The 22,796-nt window shown below is 64.2% G+C and carries 19 protein-coding genes; 7 read left to right on the top strand and 12 right to left on the bottom strand.

The window, feature by feature from the left end:
- Position 1: 1 nt before the first annotated feature.
- Positions 2-781, top strand: a complete 780-nt coding sequence (locus AC3WLM_RS16950; protein WP_492478165.1) for an SDR family NAD(P)-dependent oxidoreductase — start codon at positions 2-4, stop codon at positions 779-781.
- Positions 782-834: 53 nt separating this feature from the next.
- Here AC3WLM_RS16950 and AC3WLM_RS16955 read toward each other — a convergent pair whose 3' ends face one another.
- From AC3WLM_RS16955 to AC3WLM_RS16975, 5 genes are read right to left on the bottom strand one after another with little or no spacing between them, the layout of a single operon-like run.
- Positions 835-2,520 (bottom strand): GMC oxidoreductase, encoded by a 1,686-nt coding sequence (locus tag AC3WLM_RS16955; RefSeq protein WP_492478166.1) that lies wholly within the window; start codon positions 2,518-2,520, stop codon positions 835-837.
- A 14-nt stretch (positions 2,521-2,534) separates the two neighbouring features.
- Entirely contained in the window at positions 2,535-3,149 is a 615-nt protein-coding gene (locus tag AC3WLM_RS16960; protein WP_492478167.1) for a gluconate 2-dehydrogenase subunit 3 family protein, read from the bottom strand.
- A 60-nt stretch (positions 3,150-3,209) separates the two neighbouring features.
- Positions 3,210-4,067, bottom strand: coding sequence for a sugar phosphate isomerase/epimerase family protein (locus tag AC3WLM_RS16965; protein ID WP_492478168.1), 858 nt, complete (start codon positions 4,065-4,067; stop codon positions 3,210-3,212).
- A gap of 3 nt (positions 4,068-4,070) precedes the next feature.
- The gene (locus AC3WLM_RS16970) at positions 4,071-5,441 is read right to left on the bottom strand and encodes an MFS transporter (RefSeq protein WP_193828873.1); all 1,371 of its coding nucleotides are present in this window, start codon (positions 5,439-5,441) and stop codon (positions 4,071-4,073) included.
- Positions 5,401-6,309: a ThuA domain-containing protein gene (locus AC3WLM_RS16975; RefSeq protein ID WP_230487936.1), complete on the bottom strand. Its 909-nt coding sequence runs from the start codon at positions 6,307-6,309 to the stop codon at positions 5,401-5,403. Before AC3WLM_RS16975 ends, AC3WLM_RS16970 begins: the two co-directional genes overlap by 41 nt.
- 282 nt (positions 6,310-6,591) lie before the next feature.
- Between AC3WLM_RS16975 and AC3WLM_RS16980 the strand changes: the two genes are divergently transcribed.
- A complete protein-coding gene (locus tag AC3WLM_RS16980) occupies positions 6,592-7,368 on the top strand; it encodes an SDR family NAD(P)-dependent oxidoreductase (RefSeq protein ID WP_492478169.1) in 777 nt (258 codons plus the stop codon).
- Positions 7,369-7,395: 27 nt separating this feature from the next.
- Here AC3WLM_RS16980 and AC3WLM_RS16985 read toward each other — a convergent pair whose 3' ends face one another.
- Both AC3WLM_RS16985 and AC3WLM_RS16990 read right to left on the bottom strand, forming a co-directional pair.
- Positions 7,396-8,049 (bottom strand): TetR/AcrR family transcriptional regulator, encoded by a 654-nt coding sequence (locus AC3WLM_RS16985; protein ID WP_193828639.1) that lies wholly within the window; start codon positions 8,047-8,049, stop codon positions 7,396-7,398.
- A gap of 65 nt (positions 8,050-8,114) precedes the next feature.
- Positions 8,115-10,040, bottom strand: a complete 1,926-nt coding sequence (locus AC3WLM_RS16990; protein WP_492478170.1) for a flavin-containing monooxygenase — start codon at positions 10,038-10,040, stop codon at positions 8,115-8,117.
- A 135-nt stretch (positions 10,041-10,175) separates the two neighbouring features.
- Between AC3WLM_RS16990 and AC3WLM_RS16995 the strand changes: the two genes are divergently transcribed.
- The 3 genes from AC3WLM_RS16995 (at position 10,176) to AC3WLM_RS17005 (ending at position 15,796) form a co-directional block, all read left to right on the top strand.
- Complete coding sequence (locus AC3WLM_RS16995; RefSeq protein ID WP_492478171.1) at positions 10,176-11,606, top strand: NAD-dependent epimerase/dehydratase family protein; 1,431 nt, start codon at positions 10,176-10,178, stop codon at positions 11,604-11,606.
- 395 nt (positions 11,607-12,001) lie between these two features.
- The gene (locus AC3WLM_RS17000; protein WP_492478172.1) at positions 12,002-14,470 is read left to right on the top strand and encodes a TonB-dependent receptor; all 2,469 of its coding nucleotides are present in this window, start codon (positions 12,002-12,004) and stop codon (positions 14,468-14,470) included.
- A 213-nt stretch (positions 14,471-14,683) separates the two neighbouring features.
- Entirely contained in the window at positions 14,684-15,796 is a 1,113-nt protein-coding gene (locus AC3WLM_RS17005) for an acyl-CoA dehydrogenase family protein (protein ID WP_492478173.1), read from the top strand.
- 27 nt (positions 15,797-15,823) lie between these two features.
- On the opposite strand, the gene AC3WLM_RS17010 is transcribed toward AC3WLM_RS17005, so the two are convergent.
- Positions 15,824-16,819, bottom strand: a complete 996-nt coding sequence (locus AC3WLM_RS17010; RefSeq protein ID WP_492478174.1) for an alpha/beta hydrolase — start codon at positions 16,817-16,819, stop codon at positions 15,824-15,826.
- Between the two features lie 103 nt (positions 16,820-16,922).
- Between AC3WLM_RS17010 and AC3WLM_RS17015 the strand changes: the two genes are divergently transcribed.
- Both AC3WLM_RS17015 and AC3WLM_RS17020 read left to right on the top strand, forming a co-directional pair.
- Complete coding sequence (locus AC3WLM_RS17015) at positions 16,923-17,384, top strand: VOC family protein (RefSeq protein WP_052242373.1); 462 nt, start codon at positions 16,923-16,925, stop codon at positions 17,382-17,384.
- Positions 17,385-17,405: 21 nt separating this feature from the next.
- Positions 17,406-18,260, top strand: a complete 855-nt coding sequence (locus AC3WLM_RS17020; RefSeq protein WP_492478175.1) for an SDR family NAD(P)-dependent oxidoreductase — start codon at positions 17,406-17,408, stop codon at positions 18,258-18,260.
- Positions 18,261-18,309: 49 nt separating this feature from the next.
- Here AC3WLM_RS17020 and AC3WLM_RS17025 read toward each other — a convergent pair whose 3' ends face one another.
- From AC3WLM_RS17025 to AC3WLM_RS17040, 4 genes are read right to left on the bottom strand one after another with little or no spacing between them, the layout of a single operon-like run.
- Positions 18,310-19,209 carry an NAD(P)-dependent oxidoreductase gene (locus AC3WLM_RS17025; RefSeq protein WP_062343335.1) on the bottom strand — a complete coding sequence of 300 codons (900 nt, stop codon included), beginning with the start codon at positions 19,207-19,209 and terminating at the stop codon, positions 18,310-18,312.
- An 18-nt stretch (positions 19,210-19,227) separates the two neighbouring features.
- The gene (locus tag AC3WLM_RS17030) at positions 19,228-20,664 is read right to left on the bottom strand and encodes an aldehyde dehydrogenase family protein (protein WP_492478176.1); all 1,437 of its coding nucleotides are present in this window, start codon (positions 20,662-20,664) and stop codon (positions 19,228-19,230) included.
- Positions 20,664-21,902, bottom strand: a complete 1,239-nt coding sequence (locus AC3WLM_RS17035) for a CaiB/BaiF CoA transferase family protein (protein WP_492478177.1) — start codon at positions 21,900-21,902, stop codon at positions 20,664-20,666. The genes AC3WLM_RS17030 and AC3WLM_RS17035 overlap by 1 nt, the downstream gene beginning before the upstream one ends.
- A complete protein-coding gene (locus AC3WLM_RS17040) occupies positions 21,899-22,705 on the bottom strand; it encodes a crotonase/enoyl-CoA hydratase family protein (protein WP_193828649.1) in 807 nt (268 codons plus the stop codon). Before AC3WLM_RS17040 ends, AC3WLM_RS17035 begins: the two co-directional genes overlap by 4 nt.
- Positions 22,706-22,796 lie beyond the last annotated feature (91 nt).

The following is a 22,796-nucleotide window of genomic DNA, read 5'->3' on the forward strand; positions in this document are numbered from 1 at the left end:
CATGGGAAAGCTTGCAGGCAAGGTGGCGATCGTCACCGGTGGCGCGCGGGGCATGGGCGCGGCGACGAGCCGGCTGTTCGTGGCCGAGGGCGCGAAAGTGGCGATTGCCGATGTGCTGGACGAGGCCGGTGAAGCACTGGCCGCAGAGCTTGGCGATGCGGCGCGGTTCTTCCATCTAGACGTGACCGACGAGGCCAATTGGGCTGCCGTTGTCGGCCAAGTTGAAGCAACGCTGGGACCGGTCGACGCGCTGGTCAACAATGCCGGCATCCTGCTGTTCAAGAGCCTGCTCGAGACGACCAAGGCCGAATACGAAAAGATATTGGGCGTCAATCTCGTCGGCGAGTTCCTCGGCATCAAGGCGGTGGCGCCGGGCATGATCGCGCGTGGGCGCGGTTCGATCGTCAATGTCTCTTCCGTGGACGGGATGAAGGGCGCGAACAGCCTGGTTGCCTACGCCTCGTCCAAGTGGGGCGTGCGCGGGCTGACCAAGGTGGCGGCGATGGAGCTGGGCCACAAGGGCGTTCGGGTGAACTCCGTCCACCCCGGCGGAGTCGACACGGTGATGTCCAACCACTCCGGCGCGCCGCGCGAGGAAGTGGACAAGGGCTATGGCAACGTGCCGTTGCAGCGCATCGGCGGGCCGGAAGAGGTGGCCGCAGCCAGCGCCTTCCTTGCCAGCGACGAGGCGTCCTACATCCATGGCGCAGAGATCGTGGTCGACGGCGGAATGACCACCGGCAGCTACTACATGGGCTTCCCCGGATCGCCGGGAATGTAAATCCGGGGGTCTCCTGCTTGAAGGGCTGCCCTTGCAGGCAGCCCCCGAGCGGTTCAGATCTTGCCTTCCTTCAACATCAGCACCGCATTATGCGCGGCGCGGGCCGACATCGCCATGTAGGTGAGCGACGGGTTCTGGCAGCCCGACGAGGTCATTACCGCGCCATCGGTGCAGAACAGGTTCGGCGCCTCGTGCGCCTGGTTCAGCCCGTTGAACACCGAGGTCATCGGATCGCGGCCCATGCGGGCGCTGCCCATCTCGTGGATGCCCAGACCCGGCGGTCCCGGTTCGGTCCGCTGGTAGACGACAGTGCCGCCGGCGGCTTCGATCATGGTCCGGGCATCGGCCTGGATCTGCCTGGCCATCTTCTTCTCGTTTTCGCGCAGCTGAACGTCGATGTGGAGCAGCGGAATGCCCCACTTGTCCTTGCGCGTCTGGTGCAGCGTCATCCGGTTATCGGGATGGGGCAGCATTTCGCCAAAGCCCGAGATATAGGCGACCCACGGCCCGAACTTGCGGTTCCGCTCCTTGATCTCCTGGCCGATTCCTGCGGAAGCATCGGGCTTTCCGCCCTGCCGGGTCACTGCGCCCTGATAGCCGTAGCCGCGCACGAAGCCGTCGGCGTCCTCTGTCACGTTGCGATAGCGCGGGATGTAGATGCCGGTGGGACGGCGGCCGTGATAATAGCTGTCGGCCGGATAATGCGGCATCACGCCGGCTGTCGCCAGCGCATACATGTGGTCCATGATGTTGCGGCCGACCTGATCGGACTTGTTGCACAGGCCGCGCGGATTTGCCTCGTTCGCCGAGTTCAGCAGGATCTGCGCCGATCCGATGGTCGATGCGTTGAGGAAGAAGACCTTTGCCTCATGGGTCCGCCCCTCCATGGTCTTGGCATCGATCACCCGCACGGCCGTGATCCTGCCACTGGCCGGGTCCTGCACCAGGCTGTGCACGATCGCATCGGTGACGATGGTCAGGTTGCCGGTGCGCTCTGCCGCAGGGAAGGATGAGGACAGGCTGGTGTGGTTCGCCCCGAAGCTGCAGCCGCGTTCGCAGATCGAACGGTTCTGGCAGCTGGTGCGCCCCAGTTCCTCGTGGTGTGGCTGGGCGACCGAGAGGTTGGCATTGCGCCCGATGATCACCTTGCGGCCCGAGAACTTCTCCTCGACCGATGCCTTGAACAGCTTTTCGGCATCGTTCATTTCCCATGGAGGCAGGAATTCGCCATCTGGCAGTTGCGGCAGGCCTTCCTTTGACCCTGCCACGCCGATGAACTTCTCGACATGGCTGTACCACGGCGCGAGGTCGTCATAGCGGATTGGCCAGTCGACGCCGTGACCGTCCTTGGCGTTGGCCTCGAAATCCATGGGCGAAAGACGATAGGCCTGGCGGCCCCACATGATCGAGCGCCCGCCGAGGTGATAGCCGCGAATCCAGCTGAACGGGCGGTCTTCTGGCGTGGTGTAGGGATGTTCGCTGTCCTTGACCCAGAACTGCTTGGTCGCGGCATTCACGGCATAGCACTGGCGCTGCACAGGATAGTCGCGCGCCAGTTCCTCTTCGGGAATCTCGTTGTTGTTGGGCAGCTCCCACGGCATCTGGGTGTCGTTGTAGTCGCTGACGTGTTCGACCTTGCGGCCGCGCTCTATCACCAGGACCTTCAGGCCGCGTTCGGTCAATTCCTTGGCGGAAATGCCCCCGCTGATACCCGAGCCGATAACGATGGCGTCAAACATGAATCTATCTCCGCTCAGAACGGACCGAGGCCGAGGAAAGGCCGGGATTTCGGGGTAAGCTTGACCGAGGCCTGGTAGGGGCCGGGCACGTGATCATAGACCAGCTCGTGCTCGCTGCCGGTCGGGCTGTAGTAGTAGAGGCCGATGACCAGCTCCTTCAGCCGCTTGTAACCGGCATCGGTAGGTACGGTCCCCGTCTGCAGGAACCCCGCCTTGTTGGCATCGAGCGGGGCTGTCGGCTTGAGCGCGGCGGCATCGTGGGCGCGCAGCACCGTTTCGCGCTCCTTTGCGGAAAGCGCGGCAAAGCTGCGCCCCTTGGCAGCTTTGGCCGAGGCATCGATCCGGTCAAGCGCCGCGAGGATCTCGGCCCGGGTGGCCGACGCGGCCCAGTTCTTCAGCATCGCACCAAGCCGGGCGGGGACTTGCGCCGCAAGCGCGCCCGGCGTGTCGGTGACGGGCAGCATCGTGTCGGCCACGCTTGAAAGCAGCGCAAAGCGTGGGGCGGGGAGGAAGGGCGTGGTCTTGCCGGCCGGTGCCGCAAGTGCCTCGATTGGAAGTGCTGCCGCGCCGAGCAGGGCGGCGAAGCCGGCCAAGATGCCACGGCGATCGGTTTCGGGAAGATCAATCATCGGCAGTCTCCGTGTTCTGGCTTGCTTCTTGGCGCAGGGCAAAAATGGCCGGTGTGGACATCATGCCTGGCCCCAGCATGCGCGGATAAAGTGGTGCCCCTCGGTGTAGACCTCTTCCGGGCTGCTGAAGAAATCGCGCCATACGCGGGTTGCGGCGGCGAGCTCGGGCAGGCCCTTGCCGAAGGCCTCGATGGTCAGCCAGCCATCGTACCCCGTCTGCTTGAGTGCGGCGATGGCCTCGGCAATCCTGGCATGCCCGCGCCCCGGAGTGCCGCGATCGTTCTCGCTGATGTGGACATGGGCCACGTGGCCGCGCGCCAGTGCCTTGCGCAGCGCCGCCACCGGGTCCTTCTCCTCGATATGGGCATGGAACGTATCGTAAAGGATGCCGAACCCGGGTGCATCGAGACGGTCCAGATAGGCGCTCGCCTGTTCGCAGGTGTTGAGCAGGTAGCACTCGAAGCGGTTCAGGGGTTCCAGCGCCAAAGGCAGGTTTGCCGCGCGGGCGCGTTCGGCAACTGCCCGGTGCACCTCGGCGCAACGCTCAAGCTCGGCCTCGGTCGGCCCGGCCCCGCTGAACAGCCCGAGCGGCTGGAACAACGGTCCGGCCAAAACCTGCGCGCCGAGCGCTGCTGCGCAATCGATCACGCGCTCGAGATGCTGGACCGCACGGGCGCGGACTGCGGGATCGGGTGAAATCGGATTGTGCGCTTCGTCCGGAAGAATGGCCGTTGCCGTGCGTTCGAGCCCGATGCCGTCAAGGATGTCGGCCAGCCCGGCAAAGTGCGCGCTGCTCGAAACGTCGAACAGCGGGACTTCCACGCCGTCGAACCCGGTGTCCTTCAGCGCTGCGAGCAGCGGCGCATCAGCGGGCGTGACATGCCCCGTCCACAGCATCAGGTTGATGCCGACCTTCACGGATCAGGCCTTTCCGCTTTTCCGTTCGACGAGGCGCACGGCGAGGAAGATGAAGAAGAGCACCACCGGAATGATGGCAATGGTCTGGAAGCTCTTCTCTGCAGCGTAGGCAAGAACCTGCTGCAAGGCATCGCTGCCGGGCTGCAATGCGGCGAAGGCTTCTTCGCCCCCGGCCTTCTCCAGCTTGGCCCTGTCATAGATCGCGCCGAGTTCGGGGAGCACGAAGTAGATCGCCAGCGCGCCGGCAAAACCGACCAGGCCAATGCCCCATGGGCCAGAACGCGGGTATCGCCGCGAAACTGCCGCCAGCATGGTCGGCCACATGAAGCACACGCCGAACGCCCAGACCGTTGCCGCCAGTACCGCGGTAACGGGTGAGTTCGCCACCGACAGCAGGTACAGGCCCACGGCCGCAGGCACCGTGCACATCAGCAGAAGGCCCATGTCGGAAAAACGATGTTCCAGCGCGCCGGCGAAATGGCGCATGACGAACATGATCGCAGAGACATAGACCAGCACGAGAATGCCCGGCATGCCGACGGTATTGGTCAGCGTCACATCGACCCATGCGCCAGGCGCCAGTTCGCTCGACGCGGTCAGGAACATGATGGCGAAGAATACCCAGAAGCTCGGCCGCTTGAACGGCTCGGTCATCATCTCGCCGAAGGAGACGCCTGCCACGGCGCTTTCGGTCTGCGGGAACTGGTGGCGGGCTGCCCAGATTGCCAGAGCCACGCCGGGAATGAGGCACAGGCCCACCAGCGCCTGCCACGGCAGGTCAAGCGACTTGAAGAACAGGACCGAAAGCAGACCGCCGAGGATCAGGCCTGCCGGCCACCAGGCGTGCAGCTCGTTGAGCTTGCCTGTCTTCTCGTCGGGAAAGAGCGTGGCCACCACGGGATTGATCGAGGCCTCGGTCGCTCCCCAGCCGCAGCCCCACAGAACCATGGCCAGGTTGAGCACGAGCATGATCGAGGCGGGTGGAGCGTTCCCCGCCAGCAGGACAAGGAGCGGGCCGAGGATGAAGCAGGCCGAGGCGAACAGGATCACCTTCTTTGCGCCCAACTTGTCGAGCAGCGGCGAGATGACCAGCAAGCTGATGGCAAAGCCGAGGAAAGAGTTGCCGAGCACGACGCCGATAAGCTCGCCCGAATGCTGCGGGTCTATCGGATCGAGCAGGGCTGTCTTCATTGCCCCGGCGGCGCCTGCGCGCACGGCGTTCGCCAGTGCCGCACAGAACAGGGCAAGGACGCAGATCCAGAAGATCGATTTCCTGTTCTGGGATGTGGTTGCCATGAAAGAATTCCCCGCCCGTTCCTGTAGTTGCTCTATGTCAGTTGCTTGCTTGCGCTGACCCGGTGGCGCTGGCAGCATCGCCGCCGCAGCCACTGCCGGCGCGCTTCATCGCCCACTGTACCGCACCCGTAAGGAACTGGCGGTACTGGGGATCGTCGTAAGTCTGTGCAGTGTGGCCTGCCGCAGCGTAGAACACGCGCCCTTGGCCAATGCATCGCCACCACGCCACGGGATGGTCCTTGCCCATGGCAAGTTCGGTGCCCATGAACGAACCCGGCTTGTAGCTGCCCTCGTCGATCGTGGCGAGAACGGTCAGCCCGGGGATGCCGCGCGGCGACTTGTCGAAGGAATACCATTCGTCGACATGATCGAACCTGTCAGGCAATGACGCGGTCGAAGGGTGCGCATGGGTTTCGACGTTGACGGCAGCGCTCTGGAACTGCGGTTCCATCGGATGGCCGATGAAGTTCGTGCCGATCACCGAGGTGACATACCAGTCCCACGCCTTGTGCGAATTGTCGCCCGCGCCGTGGATCCCGACATAGCCACCGCCATTTTCGAGATAGGCCTTGAACGCAGCGCGCTGTTCGGGCGTGAAGACGTCGCCGGTGACGTTGGAGAACACCACGGCATCGAAGCGGGACAGGATCTCGGGGCTGAAGGCCGCTCCGTTCTCCGTCTGGTAGAGGCCCCAGCCATTCTGCTTGGCCAGCGCGTCGAACATTTTCGCAGCAGCGGGAATCGCCTCTTCATGGCGAAAGGCATTGGTCTTCGAGAAGACCAGCACGGCGGGGCGCGGAATGTTGGCGGGAATTTGCGGCGGGACCGTCTCATAGACTTTGACACCGCCCAGAAACACGCGCTGGATCAGGTCCCAGTTGCGCCACGCCAGGATCGCCATGACTACCGCGGCCGCAAGCAACAGCAGGCCGAGCACCTTCAGCACTTTGCGCAATATCGCTCTCCCCGCGCCGTCGATCCTTTTGGACCCCAACTAGATAGCGCTGTCAATGTGGTTGGTAACCCGCATGCCCGGCCAGCGCAAGGGCATGGCAGTTCACGAGGATGGTGAGTAAAAACTTAGTTCCTTTACGCACCATGATGGGTATATGTCTACGCATTCCTGGCAAGTCGGCGAGGCATGCTTCACCTTTGCGCATCCTGTGATGCGTATGGCGTGGGCTCTGGCCCCTGATGAGCACTCGATTGACGTGAAGAAGGGACGATCATGACCAACCGACTTGCCGGCCGCCGCATCATCGTTTTCGGCAGTGCGACGGGCATTGGCGCAGCCACCGTTCGCCGCCTTGCCGAGGAGGGCGCGCAGGTATGCGCAGCAGATATCAACATCGCCGGTGCGACGAAGGTTGCCGAGGACGCCGGTGGTGCCACATTCGCCGTCCATGTCGACATCGCTGACGAAGCCTCCGTCCAGCAGGCGACGGCGGCCGCGGTGGATCGGTTCGGCGGGCTTGATGGAGCGCATATCAACGCGGCCGACCTGCGCGTGATCATGGAAGATTCCGATGCCTTGGCAATCGACCTCGCCACCTTCGATCGCACTATCGCGGTAAACCTGCGGGGCCACCTGCTGTGTACCCGCGCAGTCCTGCCACACCTCGTTGCCAGTGGGGAGGGCGCGATTGTCTATACCAGTTCGGGCGCTGCCCACGGCGCCGAGCCAACACGTCCCTGCTATGCCATGGCCAAGGCCGGACTGAACGCATTGATGCGCCATGTCGCGGCACGCTGGGGAAAGGATGGGGTCACGGCCAATGTCCTCGCGCCCGGTTTCACCGTCACGGGCGAGATGAAGGCGCAGATGGACGCGAATGCCGAGGAGGCCAGGAAGTGGGCGGACTACTACATGGCCCGCACCCCCCACACGCGCCTCGGTACATCCGAAGACCATGCCGGCGTCGTCGCCATGCTGCTGTCGCAGGACGGGCGCTGGATCAATGGCGGGATCTTCGATGTCAACGGCGGCTCGCTGATGCGCGCCTGAATGCCGGCGTAGGCCTTTCGGCAGCGCTCAATCGCGCAGGTGGCGCTCGATCGCTTCGTCGGTGAAGCCCACCCCGCGGCAGCAGAACCATACGGCGTCGCGGATGAGGTCCTCGGTGTTGCCGTGGTAGGGCGAGCGTTCGACGTTCGAAGCCAGCACGTTGAGCACGGTGCCGACGTGTTCGGTGAACAGCGAGGTGTTGGCGACCGAGATTTCCCGGCCCACCACCTCGCCAGCGTCGCGCGCCTGGCGCAAGGCGGCGGTGAGGCGATGATTCATCAACCGGTGCGCGCGGCGATAGACCAGCGTGGCAAACCGCGCGTCGCCGATCAGGCTGGCAAGCAGCAGGCGGAAGCCTTCCTTGAAGCGCACCTGGGACGGCCCGATGACGAGGCTGAAATAGGCATGGAGATTGCGGACCAGCGCCCGCCCGTTGAGTTCCTGGAGCCCGAGGATCTCGTAGCTGGCATCCTGTTCGCGGATCACTTCGCGCAGCACGGCGCGGTAGAGCGCCTCTTTCGAGGGGAAGTGCCGGTACATCAGCGCTTCGGATACGCCCGACCGCTTGGCAATCTCCTGCGTGCGCGCCGCTTCATAGCCGTTCTGCGCGAAAATTGCGCGGGCGTTGGCGAGAATGAGCGCCTTGCGGTCTTTCGCGGGGAGGCGGGTGCGTTTGGTCACGCATCCCGACTAGGGCGAAACCCCGGTCCCGCGCAAGAGAGATGCATGGAACCGGGTTGGCGGTGTCAATCGATCAGGCGATAGCAGCCCGGTTCCGGGCGGCGGGTGGCGTTGAAGAAATCGACCAGGCGCCAGGGCCACGACAGGAAGACGCGGCCCTTGGAGTTGTTGTAGTAGGAATTGGCGCGCGGGTGGGTCCAGATCATCTGCGGCATGCGCTCGTCCACCTTGCGGTTCCAGGCATCGAATGCGTCCTGCTCCACCTCGAAGGCGCGGGCGCCGGCTTCGGTGATGCGATCGAGCGCCTCGATGATCCAGTTGACCTGCGCTTCGGAGATAAGGTTCTGGCCGGCGGCGTGATTGGGCGCGCTGTTGGGGCCAACGGTGTGGAAGTAGTTGGGATAGCCCGGGACGCACATGCCAAGGTAGCTGCGCGGGTCTTCCGCACCCCATTCCTCGCCCAGTTCACGCCCGCCTTCGCCCCTGATCACAAGGTTGCCGACCATCTGCGCGACGTTGAAACCGGTGGCGCAGATGATCACGTCGCACTCGAACACCGAGCCGTCTTTCGCCTCGATGCCATTTGGCAGGATGCGGGCAATGCCCTGCGTTTCGAGGTGGACGTTGGGGCGGGCGAGCGCATCGAACCAGCCATTGTCGAGGACAATGCGCTTGGAGAAGATCGGGAAATCGGGGGTGAGCTTCTCGATCAGGTCGGGCCGGTCGGCAAAGCGCTGCTGCATGTAGCCGAGCGCGTACTGGCGCGTCATCTCGTTGCCTTCGGAGACGGCCAGCATGTTGCCTTCCCACGCCGGGTCCTTGAGCACGTTCGAGAACAGTCCGTCGGCCGCGGCCCAGTAGACGCGGAAGCGGAACCATTCCTTGAAGGTTGGGATGTTGGCCAGCGCCCACTTCATCCCCTCGCTCACCTCGTGGGCGATTTCCGGATTGTAGAGCACCCAGTGCTTGGTGCGCTGATAGACGGTGAGTTCGGCCACCTCGGGCGCGATCGCGCCGCAGAGCTGGGCCGAGCTGGCGCCGGTGCCGATCACGGCGACGCGCTTGCCCTTCAGGTCGAGATCGGCGGGGTAGGCGGCGGTGTGGACGACGGGGCCCTTGAAGCCGGACAGGCCCGGGATGTCCGGCATCTTCGGGCGGTTGACCGGACCGTGGCCGTTGATCACCGCGTTGACGACAAGGTCTTCTGTCTGACCATCGGCTCGGCGGACAGTGACGGTCCAGGTGCAGGACTTCTCGTCCCAGACCAGCTTTTCGACCGTGGTGTCGAAGCGGATGTCGCGGCGCAGGTCGTACTTGTCGGCAACGCCCGTCATGTAGCGCTGCATGTCGGCGCCGTGGGGGTGGTAGTGCTGCCAATCGGGCCAGATTTCCCAGCTGAAGCTGTAGAAGTGGCTGGGCGTATCGACGCCGACGCCGGGGTAGCGGTTCTCGTACCAGGTGCCGCCCACTTCGGGGTTCTTCTCGATCACGACGAATTCATAGCCCGCCTCGCGCAGCTTGGTGGCGGCGGCCATGCCGGTCATGCCCGCGCCGATGACGAGCACCTTGAAGCCGGCCTCGGGGGCAGGACGATCGGGCAGCTTGCTGCGGTCTATCCAGGGACGGAAGCCGCACTGGTCGTTCACCAGGTCGACGAACTCGGTGTCCACCGGTTCGCCCACGGTCACCGACATTATGCGCTGGACGAGCGCGTCCGAGGGTTCGCTCCTGGCGAGGCCTTCGCCGGTGGTGAGCAGGTGCCGCAGCTTGAGGCGCAGCGCGTCGGCCAGCTCGTCGGGAATTTCCGTCGGAGGATAGGAGAACGCGGGCCGGATATGGGGCGCGAACTGTTCGAGCAGATCGGTATCGTGCGAGAGATGGACATAGGCCGCAAGCAGGGTCGGCACGTTCGCTTCATCGAGCGCGCGGGCAAGGTCCGGGCCATTGGCCAGTGGTGTATAGTTGGTGCGCTCAGCCAGAATCGCGTTCATCTCGCCTCTCCGTTTTGATAAGTGGGCACTTACATCATAAATCAGGATTGGCAAAGAGGTCTGTGCAAGCGGTTGACTGCCAGCTTGATTTAATCGAACCTACGAGGACGATTTTAACCTGCGAGACAGCCTGACGTGGCGATTTCCACCAAGAAGACGATCTTTCTGACCGGTGCGACCGGCAACATGGGCAGCGCGACCCTTGCCGAACTGGCGGGCAGGGCAGACCGCTTCCGGGTCCGCGCATTGGTGCGGCCGGAGGAGCAGGGCCACCCGGTGGTGAAGCGGTTCGCAAAGCATCCGGCGGTGGAGTGGCTCAGTGGCGATCTGACCAGCGCGCAGGACATGCGCCGCGGTATCGACGGCGTGGATCAGGTGCTGCACATCGGCGGCATGGTCTCGCCCCTTGCCGACCAGTTCCCCGAACTGACCATGAAGGTGAATGTCGGCGGGGCGCGAAACATCGTCGAGGCGATCAAGGCGGCAGGGCAGGCAGAGACTACGGCCCTCGTCTATATCGGCACGGTGGCGCAGACGGGGCATCGCAATGCGCCTGTGCATTGGGGCCGCACCGGCGATCCGATCAAGATCAGCCGGTTCGACCAGTACGCAGTGAGCAAGACCCAGGCTGAATCCATCGTCGCGCAAAGCGGGCTGAAGCGCTGGGTCTCGCTGCGCCAGACCGGCATTGCGCATCCGGGCATCTGGAAGATCTTCGACCCGATCATTTTCCACAACCCATTCAACGGCGTGTTCGAATGGGTAACGGTGGGCGATTCGGCCCGGCTTGCGGCAAATGCCTGCGAGGATGCCGTGCCCGAGACGTTCTGGAAGCGATTCTACAACATCGGCGGCGGCGAGAAGCTGCGGGTCACCAATCACGAGTTCGCCCGCATCACCGCACGCGCGCTGGGGCAGAAGGATGCATTCGCCAGCTTTCGCCCGCACTGGTCGGCGACGCGCAACTTCCATGGCCAGTGGTATGCGGATTCGGACCGGCTCGAGGAGATGGTGCCGTTCCGCTCCGAGACGCTGGAGGACTGGGCACAGGCGATGGTCGCCAGCATGCCGGTGCCGGTGCGGCTTGTCGCCCGGTGGTTTCCGGGCGCGGGGCGCAGCCGGATGGAGAAGCTGGCCAAGGGCCCGGGGGGCACTCTCAACTGGATCGCGAATGACGACCGCGAGCACATCGATGCCTATTTCGGATCGCGCGAGGCGTGGGAGCGGCTGCCGCGCACCTGGGCCGACTTCGAGTTTCGCCAGCCCTCGCGCGAGGTCTCGCTGCTCGACCACGGTTATGACACCGAGAAGCACGAGCAGGACTGGACCGGCGACGATCTCAAGTCTGCCGTCGCGTTCCGGGGCGGCAAGCATGTTGGTTCGATGGGCGGTGCCGACGAGCCGACGCAGATCCGCTGCGCCATGGGCCATGACTTCACGATGACGCCCCGGCTCTACCTCAAGGGCGGCCATTGGTGTTCGACCTGCATGGTCGATCAGGACAGCTACGATGCGAACAGGGCCGCCAATCCGTTCTTCGCGCAAGTCTGGCCCGACATGGATTGAGCCCGGGGAGTCAGGCGGGCGACTGTAGCGGGTGTGCGTAAGGCGCTTTCGCCCTTTTGGTTATTGCGTTGCGAAAATGGCACATTCTTACGCAAATACCCCGCTGCAGGCCAATTACGACCGAATAAGATCGCTATTGAGCGAATCTGATTTGACGCACCCGGCATGGTTTGTTAGTTAAGACTAACTTCGGCGTGATCGAATGCAAGGACCGAGGGGGAGTGATTCTGAATTTGGGCGCATGGGACGGTCCAGCACGATGGACGGTAGGCGCGCTATCGCTCCCCTGAAGTCACCGCACGATCCCGCCGGAATCGGACCGAGCGATCGGCACAAATCCAGGCGCGAACGCAGGCGGGGCCACCTCGCTCTTTCGGCCAACGAGGGGAGGAAACATGAAGTCCGACAACACCAGGTTCGCGCTACTGCTCGGCGCCAGTGCAATCGCGATGCAGCTGCCAGGTGCAGCCATGGCGGCCGAGCCGGCCGACGCCGCGCCGCAGGCGGCAGAGGAAGCGCCGAGCAACGAGATCATCGTTACCGCCACCCGCCAGTCGCAGAAGCTGCAGGACGTGGCGATGACGGTGAACGTGGCCACCGGCGAACAGCTCGAGAAGTTCAAGATCTTCGACGTCAAGGACGTGCAGCAACTCGCTCCTGGCCTGGAACTGACCAACGTCAGCGGCCGCAACAACACCACGACGCTGCGCGGCATTTCGTTCGACCCCGATCAGGGCACCTCGCCCGCCGTGCAGGTCTACCTCAACGAGATCCCGACCGACGCACAGACGGTCTACACCGCGATCTATGACGTGCAGCAGATCGAAGTGCTTCGCGGGCCCCAGGGGCTGCTGCGCGGCCTTTCGGCGCCGGCTGGCGCGATCACCATCGCCACCCGTCGCCCCAGCTTCGAAAAGCCCGAGGGCTACGCGCAGATCACCGGCACGACCCGTGCGGGCTACAACGCGCAGATGGGGGCCTCGCTGCCGTTCTCCGACACGTTCGCGATCCGCGTTGCCGCGCTGGTCGACGGCAACCGCCTCAACAACGTCTATAACGTGACCCGCAAGGAACGCTCGAAGAGCACCACCGAAAGCGCGCGCATCACGCTGGGCTGGAAGCCGACCGACAACTTCACCGGCTACCTGACCTATCAGTACCTCGAAGCCGACAACCGCCAGTTCCAGCAGGTCATCGGCGCGGGCAATACGCCCTATAGCCAGTATTTCACGATTCCGGTTCCGGGTGTGGGCGATCTTCCGGCGCTGCTCGCCGGTGTGTTCGTGCCCGATACGACTGCGCGGTCGGGCCCGGCGCTGACCACGGACGATTATGCCTCGGTGCAGGATGGTGCCTTCCGCAACATCAACAAGTCGCACATCGTCAACCTCAACCTGGACTACGATCTCGGGCCCGCGACAATCGCCTTCGTGGGGGCGCACCAGTTCAGCAGGCTCGACATCCAGCGCGATCTTGATGTGACCAATGCGCTGCCAGGCTATGTGCAGTATTCCGATGTGGTGACGCCCTACAAGGTCGATACGGCCGAATTGCGCCTGACCTCGAACAACAGGGAAGGTCTCGGCTGGGGTCTTGGCGCGTTCTACACGAAGCAGACCGGCACGACGGTGGTCAACCAGGATGCATCGCAGTTCTGGTATGCGGTAAGCCCTAATGCGCAAGTCAACCTGCCATTCGCCGCGATCGGTTTGCCGATCCCAGGCTTCACGCCGTTCACGCTGCCCAACACACTGGGCATCGCAACGCGCGTCAACGTGCCGGTCAACAACCAGACCTGGTCGTTCAACGCCAACCTGCGCTACCGCTCCGGCCCGCTGTCGATCGAGGGTGGCGTGCGCTATTCGATCATCAAGAGCGTTCAGACCACACAACTGACGCTGAGCGGCGCCGTCAATAGCGGCCCGACCGAGATCATCCCGCCGGCCCTGCAGCGCAATACCAACAAGCCGGTGACGGGCGGCGTGAATATCTCCTACGAGATCACGCCGAACCTCAACGTGTTTGCCGCCTATGGCCATTCGTTCCGCGCCGGCAGCACGGGCGTTGCCGTGCCGGCCGGCATTTCCAACGACCTGATCCGCACCAATCCGGAAAAGAGCGATTCGTTCGAGGGCGGGATCAAGGGCACGATGTTCGATCGCCGCGTCAGCTATTCGCTTTCGGGCTATTACCAGAAGATCGACAACTTCCTGTCGCGGTTCACCGACATCTATTACAACGCTCCCGCGAACCAGCCGGCCACCGGGTTCTTTGACTTCAACTACAATGCCGATGCCACGATCAAGGGCGTCGAAGCCTCGTTCGACGGGCGCGTTTCGGACAACTGGGACCTGGGCGTGTCGGCCGCATACACAAAGGCGCGGTTCGACAATGCCCGCGTGCCGTGCACCGACTTTGCCGGCACCGGCGTCCCCAACCGCAACGGCACGCCAAAGGTTACCGGCACGGGCAATGTCAGCTATTGCGTGGCCAATGGTCGCCTCGCCGAAGTTCCGGACTTCAGCCTGACTGCCAACACCGAACTGCGCCTGCCGATGGGCTCGGTGACGCCGTTCGTGCGCGCCCTGTTCACCTATCGTCCGGGCTTTGATTCAGAGCGGGCGCAGTACACCTATCAGTCGCGCGAACTGCTCAACATGTTCCTCGGCGTGCGCACCGACGACGGCAAATGGGAGTTCGACGTGTTCGCCCGCAACCTGCTCGACCAGCGGCGCATCACCAACCGTGGCCTCGGCAACGGGACGGTGGATTCCCTGATTGCAGGCACCTTCAATTCGGGCTTTCGGCAGGTCAGCCTGACCAACCCGCGCGAATTCGGCGCCACGTTGAAGTTCAACTGGTAATTGCCTGTCGCGCTTGGCGAAATCTGCAGGGGCCGCTCGCAAGGCGGCCCCTGTGTCGTAGACGGGTGTGCGGCGTAGATGCGCTGCACTTTGGTGCAAATAGACAATTTCACCAGTGTTTTTGCGGCAAAGTTTTGTCTAGATGCTTTGCAAGGCGCAAAATGCGTATCATAAGATTCACATGGCTACGCACTAGGTTTCGAGGGGTATTAAATGTCGATATCAGCAGCCACGCTCGATCTCGTCGCGGCTCATGCCGAAGAAGGGCGCAAGGCGCGGCGCATTTCCGACAAGGTCGTGGAAGCACTGCGGCAAGAGGGCTTCTTCCGCCACTTTACCCCCGCCAGCCACGGCGGACGCGAAGGGACGCCGCAGGACTTCTTCCTCGACCAGATCGCCATTGCCGAACGCGACATGAGCACCGCCTGGGCGCTGGGGATCGTCGCGGTTCACAACTACCAGATCGCGATGATGGACCCTGAGACACAGGCCGAGGTCTTCGCCGATGGCCCGGACGCCATGATCTCCAGCTCGTACAATCCGGTGGGCGCGAAAGTGCAGCGCACCGAAGGCGGCTTCCTGCTGTCGGGCCGTTGGGGCTGGTCGAGCGGGAGCCTGCACTGCAACTGGGTGCTGCTGGGCGGGATGGTGGCCGAAGAGGGCCATCGCACCTTCCTCGTGCCCGCCGGCGATTACCGCATCGACGATACCTGGCACACCATGGGCCTGCAGGGTACCGGCTCCAACGATATCGTGATCGACACACCGGTGTTCGTGCCCGAGCGCCGCAGCCACAAGCAGATGGACGGGTTCAATTCGGTCCACCATCAGGGCAGCGGCGTCTATGACCTGCCATGGGCGCAAGTGTTCATCCGCGTGGTCAACACCGCCGCGATCGGCGCAGTGCGCCATGCCATCGCGCTGTTCAGGGATCGCGTCGGCCTCAGCTCCACCGACATGACCAAGTCCGCCGCCGACCCTGATGTGCTGGAACGCATCGCCCGCGCCTCCAACCTTGCCGAGGAATGCCTGACGGTGATGGTCAGCAACTTCGAGGCGATGGAAAGGGCGGGCTGGAAGCCGACCATCGAGGACCGCGTCCGCTATCGTTATCAGGCCAGCCTCGTGGCGGATCGCTGCATCGAGGCGATGGACCTGCTGATGGACGTGGCCGGTGGCCGCTCGATCTATCTCGGCAGCGATTTCCAGGATCTGTGGCATGACGTGCGCATGTCGCGCGCGCATGTTGCCAACAATCCGGTCGGCTTTGCGCGCAACTATGCCAGCGTGCTGATGGGCGCCGAGAACCGCGACTTCTTCCTGTAAGTCGCGGTTCTTGTCGGCGCAGCTGATCTATGTTGCGCCGATGCCCAGGTGGCGTTCGAAGAAGCGCGCCATGAGGTCGATTGCCTCGCGCGATTCCGGCAGGGCCACACTGAACCAGAAGCCGTGCGGCATGGCCTCGAACACGTGAAGGTCGGCATCGCGCCCAGCCTTGCGCAAGGCGCGGTGGAACATTGCCGCCGAACTCAGCACCGCATCGCGCGTGCCGGTGACCAGCAGCGTCGGCGGGAAGTCCGAAAGGTCGCCCTTGATCGGGGCTAGCAGCGGATCGTTGCGGTCCGCCGCTCCAACAAAGACACCGCGTTCGCACAGCGGATCGTCCAGCTTTGCGCCGACGTGGCCGTAGAAGCCCGACAGCGTCAGGTAATTGAAGGTATCGCCCAGCTGCGTCACGTCGCCGCCGGCGGTGAACACGCCGCAGGCAGCCGGTAGTGGAAGCCCCTCTTTCTTGAACCGCATGATCGCCATGGCTGTGAGGAAGCCGCCAGCCGAGGTGCCGAACAGGATCACGTCCCTTGCCGCATGCGTCTTCAGGGCATCGCGATAGACCGCCACGATGTCGTCAACAGCAGCGGGGAAGGGGTGCTCGGGCGCGAGGCGATAATCGACGGCGATGACTTCGCACCCGGTTTCGGCAGCCATCGGGATGGCTTCCACCAGCGAGCCCGAACCCATGACGAAGCCGCCACCGTGCAGGTTGATCAGAAGCTTGCCAGCATGGCGCACGCCGTCCCTGGGCGCAATGCGATGGCAGCGCACGCCGCCGATCGCGGTCTCCTCGACCGTGCAGGGATAGGCTTCCAACGCCTGCTGGTTCAGCCACTCGAACATCGGCGCCAGCGGTTCGCGCATCAGCCACATCGGCACCGGGGGCGCGTCCTCGGGCATCTGCTGGTTGGGATCGAAGCGCAGATAGGCCTTGGCCTCCTCGCTGATCGTATCGGGCACGTCGAGCTTGATCCGGCCCAGATCCACGACCCCGTTTTCAACATCATAGCTGCGCATCAGGCTTGTTCCTTCCGGCCTTTCGGCTTGTCATTGCGTAACATATGCGCGAAGAGGCTACGATAATCAATGATAGTGAGTGCTGATTCACTTTCCTTGCGGAATGTCCGAGAGGCCGGCTCGCAAGGCCAGTCACGACATCGCGCAGCGCGAACGGGAGAACGATACGATGACCGCAATTTCCGGCTTCACGAAGCTGATCTGCCGCGATGAGGAGGCGATGGCCTCCTACTACGTGGCGGTCTACGGCTACGGCATTGTCCAGAGGGTGGCTGGCTCAAGCGATGGCGAGCCGTTCCGCGAAGTGATCCTCGCTCCGGGGGGTGACTGGACCAAGGGCTCGCTGGTCATGTTCAACTTTACCGAGCGCGCTGCTCCCCGCGACCAGCAGGTCATCCTCGGCTTCGTGGTCGAGGATCTCGACGCACTTGTCGAAAAGATCACGGCGAACGGCGGCAAGCTGGTCGGCCCGATTCGCGAGGAGGCTGATCACGGCGTGCGCGTGGTATTCTCGACCGATCCCGAAGGCGCGCTGTGCGAAAACGTGCAGATGCTGGCCCATTGATCCGCAGCGGAGAGTAAGTTCATGGCCTTGGACAAGGACGTATTTGCAGGCGGCGTGGCCGTCGTAACTGGTGCCGGTTCCGGCATTGGCGCAGGGCTCGCCCGTCGCGCCGGCGCGCTCGGCATGACCGTGGTGGTGACCGACATCAACGAGGCCGCCGCCGCTGAAACTGTCGCCGCGATCAAGGCGGCTGGCGGAAAGGCCGAAGCCGAAAAGGTCGACGTGTCGATTCCCGAAGAGCTCGATCGCATGGCCGAACTGGTGTTCGCCCGGCATGGCGAAGTGCGCCTGCTGATCAACAACGCGGGTATCGAGACCGTCGGCTACACCTGGGAAGTGCCCACGGCGCGCTGGGAAGCCGCGCTGAACATCAACCTCCATGGGGTGATCCACGGCGTGCGCGCCTTCGTCCCGCGTATCATCGCCAGCGGCCAGGAAGCTTGGATCGGCAACCTTTCCTCCGTTGGCGCCTTCGGACAGATGCCCGCGCAGACCGCCTATATCGTCACCAAGCACGCGGTGCAGGCGTTCAGCGAATGCCTCTATCTCGAGATGGAATTGAAGAAGCTGCCGATCCACGTATCGGCGATCATCCCCGGCATGATGCGCACCAACATCTTCAATGTGGAAGGCGGCGAGGGGGAACCGGCCAACGCCAGCGGCCACCGCCGCGCGATGTTCGAGATGATGCGCGACTACGGCATGGACCTCGACGAGGGCTGCCGCCTGTTCCTCGAACAGATGGCCGAGAAGAAGTTCTGGGTGCACAGCCAGCCCGAGATGAGCGAGCAGGCCCTCGGCAGCCGCATCCGTTTCATGCAGGAGCAGACCCCGCCGGTCATGCCGGACATCGCCCGCCAGATCGCGGCGGATTGAGAGGCACGGCAGCGGCGCGCCTTTCCGCGCGCTGCTCTTCCGGCAGACTTCAGCTTGTGCGCGGGGTTTCCACCGCGGCGTTGCGGCAGGCCCATTCGAGCAGAGCCGAATAATCCTTCTTCGCGAATTCCGGCATGGCGCGGGCTCCGCCATAGACGGCGTGAGCGGCCGCGCCGACCGGCAGGCCCATGCGGTATTCCGCCGCAGCCGTCATCGCCAGGGTCATGTCCTTGAAGGCAAGGTCGATGGTGAAGCCGGGGGTGGTATCGCCCTTCAGCACCTTGTTGACCATCAGCGTGTGCAACTGGCCGTTCTGCGCCGTTGTGCTGCCGGTGACCTTCAGGATCGTCGCGATATCTAGGCCAAGACGCGTGCCGAGCGCGACGGCTTCGGCGCTCACTTCGGCGATGGTCAGCAGCAGGAAGTTGTTCACCAGCTTCATCCGGCTGCCCATGCCCTGCCCGCCGCAGCGCATGATGTCCTTGCCCATGGCATTGAGCAGCGGCTCGACGCGGGCGAAGTCCTCGTCGCTCGCGCCCACCATGAACAGCGATTCCCCGCGCTCGGCATGGAGCACGAGGCGGCCGATCGGGCTGTCGACAAAGGCCACGCCCTTTTCGGCACAGGCCCTGGCGACGCGGTCGGTGCCGTTGGCATCGATGGTCGACATGTCGAGCAGCAGCGTGCCGGGCTTCATCTGAGCCAGTGCGCCATCGGGGCCGAGCACCACGGCCTCCACATGGGGCGTCGCGGGCAGGCAGGTGATCACCACCTCGACATCCCTCGCGGCTTCGACCACCGAGCCCGCCTTGCGCCCGCCCAATGCCACGATCTCGTCAGCGCGGGTCGGGTCGATGTCATAGGCGATGACGTCAAAGCCCTTGCGCACCAAATGTCTGGCCAGTGGCAGGCCCATCGCGCCAAGGCCGATGTATGCAACAGTCGTCATATCTCTCTCCGACAGCGCTCAGACGGCGCCGTGATTGATGTAGCTGGTCTTGCTCTCGGTGAAGAATTCCGCGGCCGTGGAGCCGGTCTCGCGCGCGCCGTAGCCAGAGGGCGAACGCCCGCCGAGCGGGACGTGGTATTCGAGGCCCGCCGTCGGCGCGTTGACCATGACCATGCCGGCCTTCGATGCCTTGCGGAAGCGTTCCGCGCTCTTGAGGCTGGTCGTGGCGATGCCGGATGACAGCTTGTATTCGCAGGCATTGGCAGCGTGGATCGCCTCGTCGAGGTCCTCGACCTTGATCACCGAAGCAATCGGCCCGAAGGATTCGTGCTGGTTGCAGCGCCATTCGGCCCTGGTGCCGGTCAGCAGCGTCGGGGCCATGTAGAGGCCCCGCGTGCGCGCTTCCATGGCACCGCCACCTGCGGCAAGCTCCGCGCCTTCGGCCTGCGCATCGATCACGAACTGCAGGTTCTCGTTGAACTGCTGAACGTTGGCGACCGGGCCGATCTGGGTCTCGGGATCGAGCGCGTGGCCGACGCGGTAGCTGCCCGCCACCTTGGCCATGCGCTCGACAAAGGCATCGTGGATGCCTCGCGTCACGATCAGGCGCTCGGTCCCGGTGCAGCGCTGCCCGGTCTGGATCCAGGCGCCGTTGCTGGCGATCTCGACCGCGAGATCAAGGTCGGCATCGTCGAGCACGACCAGCGCGTTCTTGCCGCCGAGTTCGAGCTGACACTTGGTCATCGTCTCGGCGGCGCGGGTCAGCACGGCGCGGCCCGTGGCGGTGCCGCCGGTGAAGGTCAGGCCGTCGGCCTCGTCGATCATCACGTTGCCGGTAGCGCGGCCATCACCCATGACGAGGTTGAACACGCCCGCCGGAACGCCCGCTTCCTCGATGATCTGCGCCAGCATCACCGCGCAGCCTGGTACGAAGCTGCTGGGCTTGAGCACCACCGCATTGCCATAGGCGAGCGCGCCTGCGATCTTCCATGAAGGGAGCGCGATCGGGAAGTTCCACGGGGTGATCGCGGCGATGACGCCCAGCGGTTCGCGCGTGACCAGCACGTTGAAGCCATCGCGCATCGAATTGTACCATTCGCCCTGCGCGCGGATCACGTCGCCGGCCGCGGCCTGGAAGCACTGTGCGGCGCGCAGGGCCTCGCCTATGCCTTCGGGCAGGGTCTTGCCTTCCTCGCGGCTGAGCAGCTTGCCGATCTCGGGCGCGCGCGCCTTCAGCAGTTCGGCAATGCGGTAGAGGATATCGGCCCGCGCCTGCATGTTGAACGCGGCCCATGCCGGCTGCGCCCGGCGCGCCGCCGCCATGGCCTCGCGCACTTCGGCCTCGCCAACCTTGGTATAGCTGCCCACGGTCTCATCAAGGTCGGACGGATTCTGCGTGGTGAACGGCGTTGCGCCGTCCACCCAGCGACCGTCGATGTAGTTTGCACCCTGCATCACAATGTCTCCGCAATCACGCCAGCCGCCAGCAGGCGTTCGATCTCGTCCTTGCCGAGCCCCAGTCTTTCGCTGAGCACGGCGACGGTATCTTCGCCCGAGCGTGGCGGGGCGTGGCGATATGTTGCGGGCGAGGCCGAAAGCTGGGCCGGGAAGCCAAGCACCTTGACCGGCGTCCCGTCGGATCGCGCCATTTCGTGCACCAGGCCGCGCGCTTCGATCTGCGGGTGGTCGAGCACTTCGGGAATCTCGTTCACCTTGCCGCCGGGCAGCCCCGCCGCTTCCATCGCCGCGATCAGTTCAGCCGATTTCCACCGGGCGATGGCCGGGCGCAATTGCGCGAGCAGGGCATCGCGGTTGACGCTACGGCCCGCGCTGATCGCAAAGCGCTCGTCGTCAGCGAGGTCAGGCAGGCCGATCAGCGCGGTGAAGGCGCGGAACTGCCGATCATTGCCGAGTGCGACGAGCACGCTGCCGTCCGAACAGGCAAAGTCCTGATAGGGCACGGTATTAGGGTGCTGGTTGCCCATGCGGCGCGGCACCATGCCGCCGTTCATCCAGTTCGACGCCTGATTGGCGAGCAGCGCCACTTGCGTATCGAGCAGGGCAAGGTCGATCCGCTGGCCCTCGCCGGTGGCATGGCGGTGGTTCAATGCCGCCAGCACCGAAATTGCGGCGTAGAGCCCGGTCGTCAGGTCGCTGATCGGGATGCCGACCTTCATCGGCCCGCCGCCCGGCTCGCCATCGGGCAGGCCGGTCACGCTCATCAGGCCGCTCATGCCCTGGACGAGGAAGTCGTATCCCCCGTTGTTGCGCAAGGGGCCGGTCTGGCCGAAGCCGGTGATCGAAAGGTAGATCAGGTCCGGCTTGACCTCGCGCAGGGACTCATAATCGAGCCCGTACTTGGCAAGGCCGCCGACGCGGAAGTTCTCGATCACCACGTCGGCCTGCGCGGCGAACCGGCGGATCAGTTCGGCGCCTGCAGGCTCGGCCATGTCGATCGCAACCGAGCGCTTGTTGCGGTTGGCGCAGAGGTAATAGGCGGCATCGCGGCTACCGTCGTCAAGGAACGGTGGCCCCCACTTGCGCGTGTCGTCGCCCTGTCCCGGCTGTTCGACCTTGATCACGTCGGCGCCAAGGTCGCCCAGAACCTGTGAACACCACGGCCCCGCCAGCACGCGCGAAAGATCGAGGACGGTAATCCCGGCAAGCGGGCCGGCAACCTGCGGTTCGCTCACTCGCCCTTCAACTCCGGCTTGCGCTTTTCGAGGAAGGCACTGACCGCCTCGTGGTGGTCATGCGTGTGATGGGCCAGCGCCTGGTAAGCGGCCGAAAGCTCGAGCAGCGGGGCCAGCTTCATGTCCTGCCCTTCGCGCAGCAGGCGCTTGGCCATGCGGGTGGCATGGCCGGGGTTGGCGGCGATCGAGTGGGCGACTTCGAGGGCACGCGGCAGGAGCCGGTCAGGCGCCACGACTTCGCTGACCAGGCCGTACTCCAGTGCCTTGGCGGCGTCGATGGTGTCGCCGGTCAGCGTCATCAGGCTGGCGCGGGCCATGCCGATCACGCGCGGCAGCAGCCACGCCCCGCCATCTCCCGGCACGATGCCGAGCTTTACGAAGCTTTCGGCGAACAGCGCTTTGTCCGAAGCGATGCGGATATCGGTCATGCAGGCGAGGTCGAGGCCCGCCCCGATCGCCGGGCCGTTGACAGCGGCAACGACCGGCACTTCCAGATCGTAAAGCGCCGTCGGGATCAACTGGATGCCGGTGCGATACTGGTTGCGGATCGAGAAGGGCGATCCGCCGAACATGCCGGTTTTCTCGGCCATGTGCTTGACATTGCCGCCTGCGCAGAAGGCCTTGCCCGCCCCGGTCAGCACTACCGCACGCACCGAAGGATCGCGGGTCACGTCTGCACAGAACTGGGCGATCTCCTCGCTGTGCGCGGTTTCCGAAATGGCGTTGCGGGTGTCCGGGCGATTGAGCGTGGCGATGACCACCGGGCCATCGCGTTCGACCAGCAGGAAGGGGGTTTCGGACATCGCGCGCTCTCCATGGGCTTTTGGTTGGCTGAAACAGTTAGGCTACCCCGTCCTTTCGGGCTAATATTGAATTTTCCACATTCGATAGTGA

Source organism: Novosphingobium sp. FW305-C-30-35, assembly GCF_058783135.1.